This window comes from Thomasclavelia cocleata, assembly GCF_900102365.1.
In the GTDB taxonomy this organism is placed as follows: Bacteria; Bacillota_I; Bacilli_A; order Erysipelotrichales; family Coprobacillaceae; genus Thomasclavelia; species Thomasclavelia cocleata.
In genome coordinates this window covers 1-17577 of the sequence record NZ_FOIN01000053.1, presented here as the reverse complement: position 1 = coordinate 17577, position 17577 = coordinate 1, and the positions used below count along the sequence as shown (strand labels likewise).

Annotated in this window: 8 protein-coding genes and 1 pseudogene; all 9 read left to right on the top strand. The window is 29.1% G+C overall.

What is annotated here, in order from left to right:
• Positions 1 to 549, top strand: a pseudogene (locus BMW96_RS12730) (FIVAR domain-containing protein); the annotation flags it as partial.
• A gap of 83 nt (positions 550 to 632) precedes the next feature.
• Positions 633 to 4193 carry a beta-N-acetylglucosaminidase domain-containing protein gene (locus BMW96_RS12725; RefSeq protein WP_092356631.1) on the top strand — a complete coding sequence of 1187 codons (3561 nt, stop codon included), beginning with the start codon at positions 633 to 635 and terminating at the stop codon, positions 4191 to 4193.
• Positions 4194 to 4349: 156 nt separating this feature from the next.
• Positions 4350 to 4736: a hypothetical protein gene (locus BMW96_RS12720; RefSeq protein WP_092356628.1), complete on the top strand. Its 387-nt coding sequence runs from the start codon at positions 4350 to 4352 to the stop codon at positions 4734 to 4736.
• Between the two features lie 184 nt (positions 4737 to 4920).
• Positions 4921 to 6330 (top strand): amidophosphoribosyltransferase, encoded by a 1410-nt coding sequence (locus BMW96_RS12715; RefSeq protein ID WP_092356625.1) that lies wholly within the window; start codon positions 4921 to 4923, stop codon positions 6328 to 6330.
• Between the two features lie 379 nt (positions 6331 to 6709).
• Positions 6710 to 7783 (top strand): tryptophan--tRNA ligase, encoded by a 1074-nt coding sequence (gene trpS / locus BMW96_RS12710; RefSeq protein WP_092356622.1) that lies wholly within the window; start codon positions 6710 to 6712, stop codon positions 7781 to 7783.
• A 74-nt stretch (positions 7784 to 7857) separates the two neighbouring features.
• Entirely contained in the window at positions 7858 to 8922 is a 1065-nt protein-coding gene (eutH, locus tag BMW96_RS12705; protein ID WP_092356619.1) for an ethanolamine utilization protein EutH, read from the top strand.
• Positions 8923 to 8984: 62 nt separating this feature from the next.
• A complete protein-coding gene (locus BMW96_RS12700) occupies positions 8985 to 10511 on the top strand; it encodes an IS1096 element passenger TnpR family protein (protein ID WP_092356616.1) in 1527 nt (508 codons plus the stop codon).
• A 118-nt stretch (positions 10512 to 10629) separates the two neighbouring features.
• Positions 10630 to 12513: a fructose-specific PTS transporter subunit EIIC gene (locus tag BMW96_RS12695; RefSeq protein WP_092356613.1), complete on the top strand. Its 1884-nt coding sequence runs from the start codon at positions 10630 to 10632 to the stop codon at positions 12511 to 12513.
• A 461-nt stretch (positions 12514 to 12974) separates the two neighbouring features.
• The coding region (locus BMW96_RS12690; protein WP_177165853.1) for a LamG-like jellyroll fold domain-containing protein at positions 12975 to 17577 on the top strand (4603 nt) is incomplete at its 3' end.

Here is a 17577-nt window from a genome sequence, read left to right as displayed (position 1 = left end):
TTATTGGAAGCAATGGTAAATAAAGTATTAGGATTAGAAGAAGATAAATATATCGCATCTTCGTGGCAAGCAATGTTACCAGACTTAGAAGCAGCACAAGAAGTTTTAACAAATGAAAAAGCAACACAAGCAGAAGTAGATGAAGCATGTGATGCATTAACAAGAGGATACTTGAACTTAAGATTAAAACCAAATAAAGATTTATTGGCAGGTTTAATCAATAAGGCAAATGGGTTAAATGCTGCAAGTTATACAGCTAATACATGGGCAGTAGTAGAAAATGAAGTAATAAAAGCACAGGAAGTATTAGAAGATCCAGAAGCAAGTGAGGCAGAAGTAAAAGCAGCAGAGAAAGCATTAACAAAAGCCCTTGAAGGATTAGAAGCAAAACCAGGAAATACAGTAGATACTAGTACACCAGTAAAAGCTGGAGATACAACAGTAAGTGTAAAAACTGGAGATGCAACAAGCTTTGCAGGTATAACAACTTTAGGAGCTTCACTAGCTGCATTAGCATATTTAGCTGTTACAAAAAAGAAAGAAAATTAAGTTTATAAGTTAGAGAGGTGGAGTAATCCATTTCTCTACTTCTTATGAATATTTAAAATAATATATGGAAGGGTTATATATATATGAAAGGACAAATGATTAAAAAATTATTGGTTGCAACGATGTTGACAGCAACTCTTGCTACTAATATACCAACTGTGAATGTTGATGCGTTGGAAAAAGAAAATAGTGTTGAAAATCCTATTTTAGTTCCAGTGCCAAAAAGTGTTGAATATTTAGATAATATTCTTTCAGTGACCAATAGTGTTAATATTAAAGGGCAAGATGTTGCTGATCCTGATGCATTAAATGAATTAATTAATTATTTAGAAGATAATTCAATTAGCGTTAATGAAACTTATCAAGAAGGGTCTACTACTTTTATCATTGGTGAAGAAGATGATAGTGTAGAAGGTATGGATTCAATTAGAAGTAGTTTAGGACTAGTTGATGCAGCTACATTAAAAGATGAAGGTTATGTTTTAGGAATTGATAGTTCTGATAATGGTACAATTTTAATTGAAGGTAAGGATGGAGATGGTACTTTTTATGGTGTTCAAACTTTATCTCAATTAGTTCATAATGTTGATGGTACATTAAAGGTAAGAGAAGTAAAGATTGAAGATGAGCCATCAATGACAACTCGTGGGACAATTGAAGGGTTCTATGGAACACCTTGGACTCATCAAGATAGATTGGATCAAATAGAGTTTTATGGAAAAACAAAATTAAATACTTATATTTATGCACCAAAAGATGATCCATATCATCGTAATAGATGGCGTGATCCATATCCAGAAAGTGAAATTGCTCAATTACAAGAAGCAATTAATACTGCAAGAGAAAATAAAGTTGATTTTATATTCTCACTTTCACCAGGAAATGATATTAAATTTACTGGAGCTACTGCTGAAACTGATTATCAAGCTTTAGTAACAAAATGTGAATTAATGTATGAAATGGGAGTAAGAGGTTTTGCTATTTTCTATGATGATATTACAAATAAACAAGGAACTGAGCAAGCTGCTTTCTTAAATCGTTTTAATACTGAGTTTATCCAAGCTAAAGGAGATATTAAACCATTAATCACTGTTCCAACTGAATATGATACAAATGCAATGAGTAATGGAACAACTTTAAATACTTATACTAAGAACTTTAGTGAAACATTAGATTCTGGTATTAAAGTATTATGGACAGGAACTGCTGTAGTGCCAGAAGGAATAGATGTTAACAATGCTCAATATGTAAAGAGTATTTATGGTGATCAAATAGGAATTTGGTGGAATTATCCAGTAACTGACTATATTACTAATAAATTAGGTATGGGTCCTATTTATGGACTTGATAAAGGATTAGCTGATGAATTAGATTTCTTAGTAATGAATCCAATGGAACATGCAGATTTATCTAAAATTAGTTTAGCAACTGGTGCTGATTATTCATGGAATACACCAGCTTATGATTATAATGAATCATTTAAAAATAGTATTGTAAATATTTATGGTGATTTAGCACCATATATGTATACTTTTGCAAATCATTCAAGTAGATTAGTTGCAGGATGGGCTTCTACAGGAAGAGCAGATGCTCCAGAAGTAAGAGCATTAATGGATGAATTTATCAAAAAGAATGCAAAAGGTGAAGATGTAACTGCTGAAGTTGAAGCATTAACAACAGAATTTGATAATATGATTTTAGCTGCAAACAAGCTACAGGAAACTTTAACTAGTGCTGAATTAAGTCATTGTAATAGTAATTTAACTAAATTAAAGAGTTTAGGTGAAGCAGATAAAATTGCTTTAGATTTATTTATTGCTATTGCTCAAGGAAATACAGCAGAAGTTAATAGTTTAAAGAGTACATTACAAAGTAGAGTTAATTCATTATCAAGTGGTAAATTAGTTTCTGAATTAACAGCATTAGCATTTGTTAAAGAAGCAATAAATTATAATCCAAATGCTGCTGCAGGATTTGAAGTTTCTAATACTTTTGTTCTTCCAGGTCAAGAAATTCAGTTGACAAACACTAGTTCAGTTTCTTCAACTGATTTAGAATGGACTTTTGAAGGTGCAAATATTGAAAGTAGTACAGAAGAAAATCCAGTAATAAGCTATGCTAAAGAAGGGGTTTATACTATTTCTTTAAAAGCAAAAAATAAATTGGGTGAAGATGAAATTATTAAAGAAGATATTATTACTGTATCAAATGAAGCTGATGGAAATATTGTAAATCTTTCTGTTGGTAAATCAGCAACAGCAACTAGCTATACAGGTGCATCAGAGGCTCCTAATAAAGCAATTGATGGTATTTCTTCAACAAAATGGTGTGCTACAGGATACAATCGTCCACATACTTTAACTATTGATCTTGGAAAAGAAGTAACTGTAAATAGTATTACTATTTCTCATGCTGAAATAGGTGGAGAAGGTTCTGGATTAAATACACGTAAATATCGAGTTCAAGTAAGTATTGATGGAACTAATTATACTGAAGTAGTTAATGTAAGTGGAAATACAGCTGGATTGACTACAGATTATTTCCAAGTAAGTTTAGCTCGTTATGTAAAATTAATTGTTGATGAACCAACACAAGGTGGAGATTCAGCAGCAAGAATCTATGAAGTAGAAGTAAAAGGGTTAGATAAAGCTATTACAATTCCACCTATTTATAATCCTGTTAATAAACAAGCATTATCAGTAGCTGTAGAAATGGCTAGTGCAGTAACAGAAGCAGACTTAGAAAATGTAGTACCAGCAGTAGTAGAAGAATTCAATGCGGCATTAGATGCAGCAAGAATTGTTTTAGAAGATGAAAGAGCAAAACAAGATGCTATTGATTCAGCATTTGAACGTTTAGCAAATGCAATGCATATGTTGGAATTCTTTAAAGGTGATAAAGCTTTATTACAAAACTTAGTAGATTCAACAGCTGATTTAGTAGAAGAAAACTATACAGAAGAAAGCTGGTCAGCATTACAAGAAGCATTAACAAAAGCAGATGAAGTATTAAATAATGTAAATGCAATGCAGGAAGAAGTAGATGAAGCATATGACAATTTACAGGCAGCAATAAATGGTTTAGAAGAAGCAGAAGTAGTAGATAAATCATTATTGGAAGCAATGGTAAATAAAGTATTAGGATTAGAAGAAGATAAATATATTGCATCTTCTTGGCAAGCAATGTTACCAGACTTAGAAGCAGCTCAAGAAGTATTAGGAAATGAAAAAGCAACACAGGCAGAAGTAGATGAAGCATGTGATGCATTAACAAGAGCATATTTGAACTTAAGATTAAAACCAAATAAAGATTTATTAGCGGATTTAATCAATAAGGCAAATGGGTTAAATGCTGCAAGTTATACAGCTAATACATGGGCAGTAGTAGAAAATGAAGTAATAAAAGCAAAAGCAGTATTAGAGAATCCAGAAGTAACTGCTGCAGAAGTAAAAGAAGCTGAGAAAGCATTAACAAATGCAATTGAAGGATTAGTCGCAAATCCAGTAGAAACAGTAAAAACTGGAGACAGCGAAGTTAAAGGATCAGTTAAAACTGGTGATACAACTAGTATGATTGGTGCATTAGGATTATTAGCATCATTAAGTGTAATTGCATGTCTTAATAAAAAAAGAAAAGATATTTAATAACAATCAAAAATCAATTTATGAATAAACTGGGGAGTTAACTGCCCCAGTTTTTATGTATTTGGTATAGAAATTAATGATTTTGATGTTTAAAAAAATAAATACTAGGTATAATAGAAATGTTTATACATATATTATTAAAAAGGGGGACTTAGATTGTCTGGACGAAAATTAATTTCTTTTATGGCTAAAAGTAAAAATCAGGATCATATTATAGTTACATTATTTAAGAAGAATATACAATACTTGGTTCGTACTGAATATATGCATAGAGATGATAAAGTAAAAGAAACTAATCAAGAAATTGATCGTAATTTAGTATATCGTATCTTTTGTGCTTTAGAGTTAGCTAAATTCGATGAAATTGTTAATGTTGATAATGCTGAGAAAGTTGCTAATATTAAAATATATTATGGTGATCAGGAATATTTGGAGTTTAGTATTTCTAAAGATTTATTAAAGAAGGAAAAAGGGTTAAATGATGTTATTGAATGTTTAATTAATTATATAGATGATAGTTTAAATAGAGAAATATTTGTATAATGTGATGGTAATTGATTTTTTTGTAGTTATATATTAATATTGGAGAATCGTAATTATTATTTAATAGGTTATGGTTCTTATTTTTTTATTGTAAAGATAATTTTTTTACAAAAATTTAAATAAATTATAGGAAATTTGTTGTAAATAATATACAATAATGGTGTTAAATTAGGAGGAGAATAAAATGAGTGGATTTTTTGGTGTAGCATCAAAAGAAAGTTGTGTATTAGATTTGTTTTTTGGGGTTGATTATCATTCACATTTGGGGACGAGACGTGCTGGAATGACAGTACATGGAGTTAATGGATTTCAAAGAGCAATTCATAATATTCAGAACTCACCTTTTAGAACCAAGTTTGAAAAAGATATAGAGGAATTTGAAGGAAATTTAGGAATTGGATGTATTTCTGATAATGAGGCGCAACCATTATTAGTGAAATCACATGTTGGATCATTTGCTATTACAACAGTAGGTAGAATAAATAATTTAGAACAATTAAAAGATGATTGTTTTGCTAATGGAGCAACTCATTTTTTAGAAATGAGTTCTGGAGAAATAAATCCAACTGAACTAGTAGCAGCTTTAATAAGTCAAAAAGGAAGTATTATTGAAGGAATCAAACATGCACAAGAAATGATTAAAGGATCGATGAGTATTTTAATATTGACTGCAGAAGGAATTTATGCGGCAAGAGATAAATTAGGAAGAACACCAGTGATTATTGGTGAAAAATCAACTGGTTATTGTGCAACGTTTGAAAGTAGTGCTTTTTTAAATTTAGGATATCACCATCATCGTGATCTTGGGCCTGGAGAAATTGTATTTATGACACCAAATAAAATTGAGGTTAAACAAGGACCAGGAGATAAGATGAAAATTTGTTCATTCTTATGGGTATATTATGGTTATCCTACTTCAACATATGAAGGGGTAAATGTTGAATGTATGCGTAATCGTTGTGGAAATTTATTAGCTGGTCGTGATGATGTTAAATCAGATAGTGTAGCTGGTGTACCTGATTCAGGAATTGCCCATGCGGTTGGATATTCGAATGCATCAGGGATTCCTTATGCTAGACCGTTTATTAAATATACGCCTACTTGGCCTCGTTCATTTATGCCAACGAGTCAAGAACAACGCAATATGATTGCTAAAATGAAACTAATTCCTGTTCAAGAGCTAATTAAAGATAAAAAACTTCTTTTAATTGATGATTCGATTGTTCGTGGAACACAATTAGGAGAAACAACTGAATTTTTATATGAAAGTGGAGCTAAGGAAGTACATGTACGTCCAGCTTGTCCACCAATTATGTTTGGATGTAAGTATTTAAATTTCTCACGTTCTAGTTCAGAGTTAGATTTAATAACCCGCCGTGTGATTCAAAAATTAGAAGGTGATAATGTCAGTGATGAAATATTGAAAGAGTATGCTGATCCTGATAGCGAAAGATATAAGAATATGTGTGAAGAAATTAGAAAACGTTCAAAATTTACTTCACTACGTTATCATCGTTTAGATGATATGATTGAAGCAATAGGTTTAGAAAAATGTAAATTATGTACATATTGTTGGGATGGTAAAGAAGATTAGGACTGTATTTTTACAGTCCTTTTTTTATTTGAAAAATAATATTTTAAAAATAACTATTTAGGTAATTGCTTTTTTATAAGGAATATAGGGAAAAGTATTGACTTAAATCCTTATCCGTTTTATCATTTAAATGATAATAAATTCGATTATCTAGGAGGAGTAATTAACTGAGTTTTATAAAAGAGACTTGATGGCTGGTGAAAATCAAGATAAAACTGTTAGTGAATGGGCCTGGTTAGAAGCAAAATGAACCTTTAAGTAGTAGTGGCGCCGTGATTTTCGCGTTAAGAAAAACAGACATGATGGTGTCTTGCAAGGTGGCAAATCGGTTTTTATCCTTGAGGATAAAAGCTTTTTTTATTAGAAAGGGAGTAAAGAAATGAAAAATATTATTTTAACAGGGGACCGTCCTACTGGCAGATTACATTTAGGACATTATGTTGGTTCTCTTAGAAGAAGAGTAGAATTACAAAACTCAGGTAAGTTTGATGAAATTTATATTATGATTGCTGATTCTCAAGCACTTACTGATAATGCTGATAATCCAGAAAAAGTACGTCGTAATATTTTGGAAGTAGCATTAGATTATATGTCTGTAGGTCTAGATCCAGAAAAAACGACAATGTTTATTCAATCACAAATCCCAGCTTTATTTGAGTTTACTGCTTATTATATGAATTTAGTAACAGTATCAAGATTACAACGTAATCCAACAATTAAAGAAGAAATCAAACAAAGAGGTTTTGAAACTAGTATTCCTGTAGGTTTTTTGAATTATCCAGTTTCTCAAGCTGCTGATATTACAGCATTTGATGCTACTTGTGTTCCAGTTGGTGAAGACCAAATGCCATTAATTGAACAAACTAAAGAAATAGTTCATAGTTTTAATCGTATTTATGGAGAAGTATTGGTTGATCCTAAAATTATGTTAGCAGAAAATGAAGTATGTCAAAGATTACCAGGGATAGATGGAAAAGCTAAAATGTCTAAATCAATTGGTAATTGTATTTATCTTGCTGATACTAGTGAAGAGGTTCGAAAGAAAGTTATGAGTATGTATACTGATCCTAATCATTTAAAAGTATCTGATCCTGGAACAGTTGAGGGTAATACAGTATTTACTTATTTAGATTGTTTTTGTAAAGATGAATATTTTGAAAAATATCTTCCTGAGTATAAAAACCTTGATGAGTTAAAAGATCATTATCGTCGAGGGGGTTTAGGAGATGTAAAGATTAAGAAATTCTTGTTTAATGTTTTAGAAGAGGTTCTTACTCCAATTAGAATTAAGCGTGCTGAGTTAGAAAAGAATATTTCATATGTTATGAAAGTATTAGAGGATGGGTGTGTTAAAGCTAATTTAAAAGCTAATGCAACATTAACAAGAGCAAAGGATGCAATGAAAATAAATTATTTTGAAAATCAAGATAGTATTACTGAATATTTTAAATAAAAGCCTTTTAGGCTTTTTTATTAGTTATAAGAATGCTAAAATAAAATTATATTATGTAGAATAGAGGAAGTATGATGAATTTTTTTATTTTAATTATGTTATTTTTATGCTTAATAGGGTTATTAGATAAAGCATTAAATAATCGTTTAGGTTTAGTAGAGTCTTTTGATAAAGGAATTAATTCAATGGGTAGTATTACCATGAGTATGATTGGATTTTATTGTATAGCAATAACTTTAATTCAAAATAATGTAGATGTAATTAAAACAATTAGTAATAATTCATCTCTTGATCCATCTATTATTATTGGTAGTATCCTAGCACCAGATATGGGGGGATTCTCTATCATAGCAGGGTTAAATAATAATTCTTTTTTGATATTTTCAGGATTGGTTTTGACATCAACACTTGGTCAAACGATTAGTTTTCAATTACCAATCTTCTTAGCATCGTTAAAGAAAACAGATTTAAATCCTTTTATAAATGGATTAATATATGGGATTTTAAGTTTACCATTGATTTTGTTAGTAGTTGCCTGGTATTTACAATTACCAAATTTATTAATTAATTTATTACCAATTTTATTATTGTGTCTAATATTAACTATTGCATTATATTTTTCATATGAAAAAACATTATTTGTTTTAACGTTATTTGGTTATATTATTAGAATGATAAGTATTGGATTATTTGCATTAGTTGTTTTACAGTTATTTTTTGATACTCTACCATTTACTACTAATACATTAATTAGTGAAGCATTAGTAATTGTTTTGAGAATGTGTATTGTAGTGTGTGGATCAATGATACTAAGTGATTTCATTATTAAACACTTTTCAAAATTTATTTTTATAATTGGACGTAAGTTAGGGATAAATAGTACTAGTGTTGTAGGTTTGTTATTAAGTTTAGGTACTAGTATTGCGATGATTCCCTTGTTTAGTCAAATGGATCGTAAAGGTAAAATGATGAATGCAGCGTTTAGTGTTAGTGGGGCATATGTATTAGGTGGACAATTAGGGTTTATTTCTAGTGTGGCTGATAGTCATGGGATCATGATTTATATGTTAACTAAGATTAGTGCTGGTGTTTTAGCAATAATTTTTGTGATGTTATTTTATAAAAATGAACAAGTATAATGAAAAGAATACACTCAATGATGTAATTAAAATAGTAATATTTTTATAAAAAGGAGAACTTTATGGAAGGGTACCAGTTAAAGGTTTTTGTTCAAGGAAGCACTGAGCCAATTTGGAGAATAGTTAAAGTCCCAGTAAAAATGACATTTATGGATTTGCACTTAACGATTCAGAAAATATTTGAATTAAGTGGTGAAGATACATTTTATTTTGAATTACAGGAAATAGGAATATCAGTAATAAAGTTAGATATTACTGGTGATGTTTCTTCTAAATTAAAGACTATATTTTGTAATGAGATAATTGATGATTATTTTTATGAGGGAATGGTCTGTGATTATTTTTATGATTTAGAAGATAGATGGGAATTTGGAATTATTGTTGAAAAAAAATTGGATGATTATGATGTAGTTCCTAAAGTTACTGATTATTTTGGTGGTAATTTGTTGGAGGATTGTGGAGGAATTAGTGGGTATGAAAAAATCATAAATGAAATTGATGATGAACTAATAAGTTTTGATCTTGATTATGTTAATGAGTGTTTAAGAGATTTTGAAGTTGAGCAGGTTATTAATAATGATTTAATAAAAGAAGATTTTATTTTAGTTTTAAATAAATTAAAGGAGATAATAAAAAAAAGAAATATAGAGTCGTATCAAGTAATTAAATTAAATGGTACTATGACAATATATTGGGTAATTATTAAAACAATTGAAGGGTATGTGGTGGAATTGTTTCAAAGTTATGATGATTTATTACAAGGTTTTTATAACTTACGAAGTGAATCTATAAATTATGCTTTTTGTTATTGTTATACATTTTTATTATCTAATAGTGCTATGGAATTGGAACAGACCTTAAATTCGAAACAAACAATTGGTGCTTTTTTTAATGAACCTGGATATTTATCTAGTTTAATTAATCTTGAGGATGGGCCCTTATTATTGAATTGGTTAGAAGAATTATTGATTGGTTTAACATTTGATAATAATACAAGTGAAGCAGATGAGATTATTGATATAAATATTAAAAATAAGAAATTTGAAAGTAGTTCAATTTATGTTCATGAACCAGAAATTAATATTTCTGAATTTGATTTTGGATATAGTAGTAAAGTAAAATTAAATTCATCATTGAAATTATTTGATCGTGTATGTGTTGATGTGATTTGTTTACCAACACTTGATACATATATAACAAATGAGTTACAGATGTATGCAGTTATTGCAACAGAAGAAGATTATTTGCTTAAAGAAATTATTTTTCCAGATAAGATATTTATGTCAGAAGCATTAGTAGATGTTATGGTTGATTTTTTTAGAGAAAATGGAATTCCTAAATATGTAGTTATAAATAATTTAAATGTTTTATTTTTAGTTTTTAACTTTTTAAATGAAAATGAAATTGGTTATATTGAAGATGATACAAATTATGAAATAGATTTAGCAATAGCAGATGCTTTTGGTTTTGATAATGAAATGATAGATAATCCTTTTTTACAAGAGTTAATTGAAGAGTTTAGAGAAAATGAAGAGGAAATAGAAACTAAATTAGATGAATTTTTGGTACAAAATGAATTATTAAATTAGATGGATAATGGTATTATCAGTTAGATGATGCCTTTTATTATATAGATACTTAGTTTGACGAATAAAAAAACTTGAAATATACTAAAATAGTGAGATTATTTGATAAGGATGATAAAATATGAAACTTACAGAGTTGTTATGTTTAGAAAGAATTGATTTAAATGCAAATGTTATAAATAAAAATGATGTGATTAATTATCTAATCGAATTAATGATGGTAAACGATAATATTATAGATAAGAATGTTTATAAACAAGAAATATTAAATAGTAAAATTCAAAATATTAATGAAATAATAGGTGGAATAACTATAGTATATGCAAAGACAGAAGTTGTTAATAAACCAGGAATATCAGTTATAGTTGTAAAGAATAAAATTGATTATGATTCTTTAGATGAACTTTCGACAAGACTTATTTTTATGATCGTTATGCCTGAAGATAATGAGGATCTTTATTTAGATATAATACAACAATTATCACAAATGTTAATGGATCATAATTTTAAAGAACAGTTAATTAATGCGAATAGTCCAAATGAGTTTCTTTCATTAATTAGTATGAAAGAGTTAGAAATTGAAAAAATAATAGAAAAACCAAAAGATTGTTATGAAATTTTAGCAGTAACTGCTTGTCCATTAGGAATTGTTCAGACATTTACAGCAGCTAAGAGCTTAGAAAAAATGGCTGATGAAATGAATATTTTATTTAAAGTTGAAATTCAGAGTGCTGCAGTATTTGAAAATATTCTTACAAAAGATGAAATAAAAAATGCTAAATGTATTATTGTTGTAGCTGATAAACATATAGATATGAGCAGATTTAATGGTAAACGAGTAGTCATGGCTAAAATTACAGATGGAATTAATAATGCTGAAATGTTATTAAAACAAGCATTCAGTAATGAAACTCCAATATATAATTTTCAAACTGAAACAAACAAGAAAACTGATAAAAATCTTGCTATCTTAAAAACACTTTATGCTCAATTAAGTGAGGGAATCAATAAAATTTTACCCATATTAGTAGCTACAGGGGCACTGATTTCAATTGCAACACTAGCAGTATCTTATAATCTGTTTAATATAAGTTCATTAGTTGATAATGTTTGGATAGCTAATAGTTATGTTTTTGGTAATGCAATTCAAGGAATGGTAGTGGCATTATTAGCAGGATTTATAGGAAATACAATATCATCACAGATAGGGTTTGCATCTGGATTTTGTTGTGGAGTTGCAACACAGTTAAATAGTATTTATTTAAATGATCCAAATAATCCTGGAATATTGGGTGGGATTATTGCTGGTTTTATAGGGGGCTATATGGTTATAGCTATACAGAAACTGTGTAAAGACATGCCAAAACAGTTTGATGAAGTTAAATCAATGATAATTTATCCAATTCTTTCAATTATGATAGGGGGATTAATTACATATTTACTTAGTCCTTACATGGGAGATTTTAATCATATCATAGCTGTTTTTATTGCTGAGATGAGTCTTCTTTTAAAATTATTGTTAGGTATTATTATTGGAATAATGATGACTATAGATATGAAAGGACCAACTAATAAGATGGCATATATATTTGGGATAAGTCAAATATTAGAGGGAAACATTGATGTTATGGCTGCAGTCATGGCTGGAGGAATGGTTCCGCCATTAGCGATAGCTGTTGCTACTTCACTTTTTGAAGATAAGTTTACTAATCAAGAAATAGTAATGGGACAAGAAAATTTTTTAAAGGGACTTTTATTTATTTTTGATGGGATTACGCCACTTATTTATAAAGATTTTCAATTAGTAAGGGTTACATGTATTGCTGCTTCATCAATTGCTAGTGGTCTTGTAATGATTTATAATTGTGGAATTATGATTCCTCAGGGTGGTATTTTTGTTTTGCCATTAATGGTTCACCCATTACGTTTTCTAGTAGCATTATTAGCTGGAAGTATTTGTGGTGGTGCTATTTATGGTTTATGGAAAGAAAAAAGTGATAAATAGCTAGAAATATTTTATATCATATTCATACAAATAAAGTAATATTAATTATCAAAGAAAAATTTTTAAATTGTTCATATTTAATTCATAGAATGGTGATAGGATAATACTGTCGAAAGACAACCATAATAATATGTAAAATATATTGATCCCCTCACATATGTTTTACAACCCAATTGATGGATGATTCCCTCTCCCATAAATTTCATCCATCATTAGAAGCCTCCCCTGGCTTCTTTTTTTATAAATAAAACAATATTTTCAGTTTTATTTATATAGTAATGAATTAAAAAAGGTAAATTAGTCAATAAAAAGTGAAAACAATGTAAGCGCTTTTATGGTATTGTTAATATAAAGAAAAATAAGAAGTAACAATTATTTTGTTACTTTTTAATGAAAGGAGGGGTTTTGTTAGAGGAATAATGAAACACAAATAGTGATAATAATTAAAGGAGAAAAGGATAATGAGGAAAGTTTTAAAAAAGGGAAGTTTATTACTTATAGTATTATCATTATTTTTTGCTTCAGCAAATTTTAAAATTTTTGCATTAAATGATAATGATCAATTGCTATATGTAGATTTTAATGAAAATGTTGAAGATAAATCAGGTAATGGTAATAATGGTATTATTCAAGGTGATCCAGAATATGTGGATGGTATAAAAGGTAAAGCGTTACATATTGTTAATAGCAATGGCAGTACTAGTGAAGTTGCAAAGCAATATGTTGATTTTGGAAATAAAATAAAGTTTACAGATCAAGATTTTGCTTTATCTTTTTGGTATAAGAGTGATAATGGAGTTAGTGCTGGAGGAGCGTTGATTTCAAATAAAAACTTTGATTCAGGAGGTAATCCAGGTTTTAATATAGGAGATTTTAATACAGGGTTAAGAGTTAATTTTACAGCTCAAGGAAGTAATCGTAGAGATGTATATAATTTTGCACCAATTGATGGTATTTGGCATCATGTTGCAATTAATTTTAATCGTAGTGGAACAATTGATACATATTTAGATAATGAATTTGTTAAGTCTACAGATATTTCAACTGATATTAATAAATCAATTGATGTTGCTAATTTTGTAGTGGGAGCAGATGGTTATTTTAAAAATGGATTAAATGATGCTTATATTGATGAATTAAAAGTGTATTCTCATTTAATGAGTGAAGAGGAAATTGCAACTGATTATAATCTTAATGAAGATGAAGTTTTGCATTTAACATTTAATGAAGAAAATACTAATGATATTAGTGGTAAAAATAATCATGGAGAAGCTAATAATATTGAGTATGTTGAGGGAATTGACGGAAAAGCTGCTCATATAGTAAATAAAAATGGAAGTTCTAGTCAAGAAGTATCTTCGTTTATAAATTTAGGTGATAAGATTTTAAATACAGATGATTTTACAATTAGTTTTTGGTATAAAACAAGTGTAGGTAACGAAGATGGTGGAACGATCATTTCTAATAAAGATTATGATAGTGGTGCTAATGATGGGTTTGCGATTGGAAGTTTTACTAATGAAATAAGAGCAAATTTTGCTTTTAATAGAACTCGTAAAGATATTAAATTTACAACTATAGATGGTGCCTGGCATCATAATGTTGTTAGTTATGATCGTGATGGGATGATGACTACATACACTGATGGTGAAAAAACAGGACAAGCTGATATTTCTGCATTTGTAAATGAAAGTCTAGATTTAGGAGATTTAGTTATTGGTGCAGATAGAAATAAGTGTTATGGATTGTTAGATAGTTATATTGATGAGGTTAGAATTTTTAAATCAGTTAAAACTGATCAGGAAGTAAAAGATCTTTATGAAACATTTAAAGAACCAGATATAGAGCCAGTTAGTGATATGTTATTATCAGCATCTTTTGATAATAATGTAGATGATTTAAGTGGTAATAATAATCATGGTCAAAATATTGGAAATGTAAGTTATGTTGATGGTGTAAAAGGACAGGCAGTTCATATTATCAATAGTAATGGAAGTACAAGTGCTAAGGCAGAACAATATATTGATTTTGGAAACAAAATTAAATTAAAAGATCAGGATTTTGCTTTATCATTTTGGTATAAAAGTGATAATGGAGTTAGTGCTGGTGGGGCAATGATTTCTAATAAAGACTTTAATTCTGGTGGGAATCCAGGTTTTAATATTGGGAATTTTAATACAGGATTAAGAGTTAATTTCACAGCACAAGGTAGTGGACGAAAAGATGTCTATAACTTTGCACCAATTGATGGGATTTGGCATTATGTTGTTATTAATTTTGATCGTGATGGTTATATTGAAACATTTGTTGATAATGTTACAGCAGGAAAAACAGATATTTCTGGTGATGCAGGTAAATCAATTGATGTAGCTAACTTTGTTGTTGGTGCTGATGGTTATTTTAAAAATGGTTTAGATGATGCTTATATTGATGAATTAAAAGTATTTTCTCGATTGATGAATCAAGATGAAATCAAGACAGAATTTGATACTATATATTTACAATATATAGTAAATGATGCAGATAAGTTTTATAAAGAAGCGATAAAAAATGATAAATATGATCAAAATAAATTAAGTGATTTAAATAATGCTATTTTAGATGGAAAATCAGCTATTGAAAATAATGATTATAGTAATATTAGTGTTTTAGTAGATAACATTCAAACAAAATTAGCTGCCGCAAAAGATGGTGTTGAAGATGTTGTTGATGGACAAGTTTTATATTTGAGTTTTGATAATGAAGATGTAAGTGATGAATCAGGGCGTGGAAATCATGGTACAAGTGTTGGAAATGTAAGTTATGAACAAGGCGTAATTGGTAAAGCTTTACATATTCAAAATACTAATGGTAGTACAATGCAAATTGCTGAACAATATGTAAATTTTGGACAACCTGAGGATTTAAAATTTACTACTAATGATTTTGCAATATCATTTTGGTATAAAACAGTAAATGGTGGTGGAAAAGAAGCTGCAATTATTTCTAATAAGGATTGGGCTACTGGTAGCAATATTGGAATGACTATTGGTAACTTTGATAATAGTATTAGAGTTAATTATACTGGTCAAGGATGTAGTAGAGATGATATTTATGGTTTAAGTGCAAATGATGATAGTTGGCATTATATTGTAGTTAATTTTGATCGTGATAATGTAATTAGTGCTTATATTGATGGTAATTTAGAAAAAACTACTGATATCAAGGATACATTTGGTAAGACTATCGATGCTACTGATTTTGTAATTGGTGCAGATGGTAATAAAACGCAAGGAATAAATGATGCTTATATTGATGAAGTTAGAGTAATGAAAAGATTAATTACAACTACAGAAATCGAAGAGTATTATTTACCATATCGTCTTCAAATGAAAATTGAAGATTATACAAAAGTATTAAATGAAGCAAAACAAGAAGGTTATGATGAAACTAAAATAGCTGAGTTTGAAAAGGTTTTAAAAGAAGTTAATGAAGATAAAGTAAATGCTAATGCAGATACTATGCGTAAATTAATTAAAAAACTTACTAATGCATTTGATCGTTTCCAAATTACACAAACACCATTAATTAGTTTCCAAGTGCTTGCAGATGTACATATTGATGGAACTGATCAAGATAATCAATCAAGAAAAAATTTAATTGATGCTTTAGAAGATATTTCAGTTTTAGATCCAACAAGTTCAGCAGTCTTATATCCTGGCGATTTCACTGACAGTGGTTCAGAAGCACAATACAAGGCGTTCTATGATATTGTTGGAGAATATAATTTTACAAATGCTATTGTGGCGTTAGGAAATCATGATGTTCGCTGGCTATGTTCTAGTTCTGATCGTAATCCAGCTTCACCAAATGTTCCTACATGTAAATATGGGACTTCCCCATTTAAAGAAAGATATTTAAAATATAATCAACCATATATGAATGGAGTAGAGGATAAATTATATTTTGATAATTGGATAAATGATTATCATTTTATAACACTTAATACTGAGACGGATTTAAAAGATAATGCTTATTTATCAAATAAACAATTAGATTGGTTAAAAGATGTAATAAAAGAAAGAGCAAGTAGAGATAAACCGATTTTTATTCAAATTCATCAGACTTTTGCAGGAACTGCAGATCATGAATCATTAGATTTAATTGGTGAACAAGAAGAAGCATTAAAAGAAATTTTAAAAGATTATCCTCAAGCAATAATTTTTACAGGACATGTTCATAATGGTATAAATTTAGCTAAAGTACATCAAACAGAATATGGTTCAGTAGTAGATGTACCTGCTTTCAAATATCAATCTTATGGTGATTCAAGAGCTCAAATTGGTTACCAGGTTAATGTATTTGAAGATCGAGTTGAAATTAGACCTAGAGATTATAAAAATGATGTTTGGCTTGATAACTATAAAACAGATATTCCGTTAGCAAAAAAAGAAACAGATTATAGTAAGTTACAAGAAGCAGTTGATGAAGCTGAGGTAATTCTTGCACAAACAGATTTATATACTAAAGATTCACTTGATTTATATGAATTAGAAGTAAATAAAGCGAAAGATGTTTTAAATAACTCTCAAGCAACACAAGAAGAAGTAGATAATGCAGTAAAAGCATTACAAGAAGCTAAAGAAGCTTTAGTAAAAGCAGAAGAAACAGCAGTAAGCAAAACAGCATTACAAATAGCTGTAGAAATGGCTAGTGTTGTAACAGCAGAAGATTTAGATAAAGTAGTACCAGCAGTAGTAACTGAATTCAATGCTGCATTAGAAGAAGCAAGAGTAATCTTAGCTAATGATAATGCAACTCAAGAAGAAGTGGATGCATCATTTGCTCGCTTATCAGTAGCAATGCATATGTTAGAATTCTTAAAAGGTGACAAGGCTGAATTACAAGATCTAGTAGATTCAACAGCTGATTTAGTAGAAGGAAACTATACAGAAGGAAGCTGGTCAGCATTACAAGAAGCTTTAACTGAAGCAAATGGAGTACTAGGTGATGTAAATGCAATGCAGGAAGAAGTAGATGAAGCATATGATAATTTACAGGCAGCAATAAATGGTTTAGAAGAAG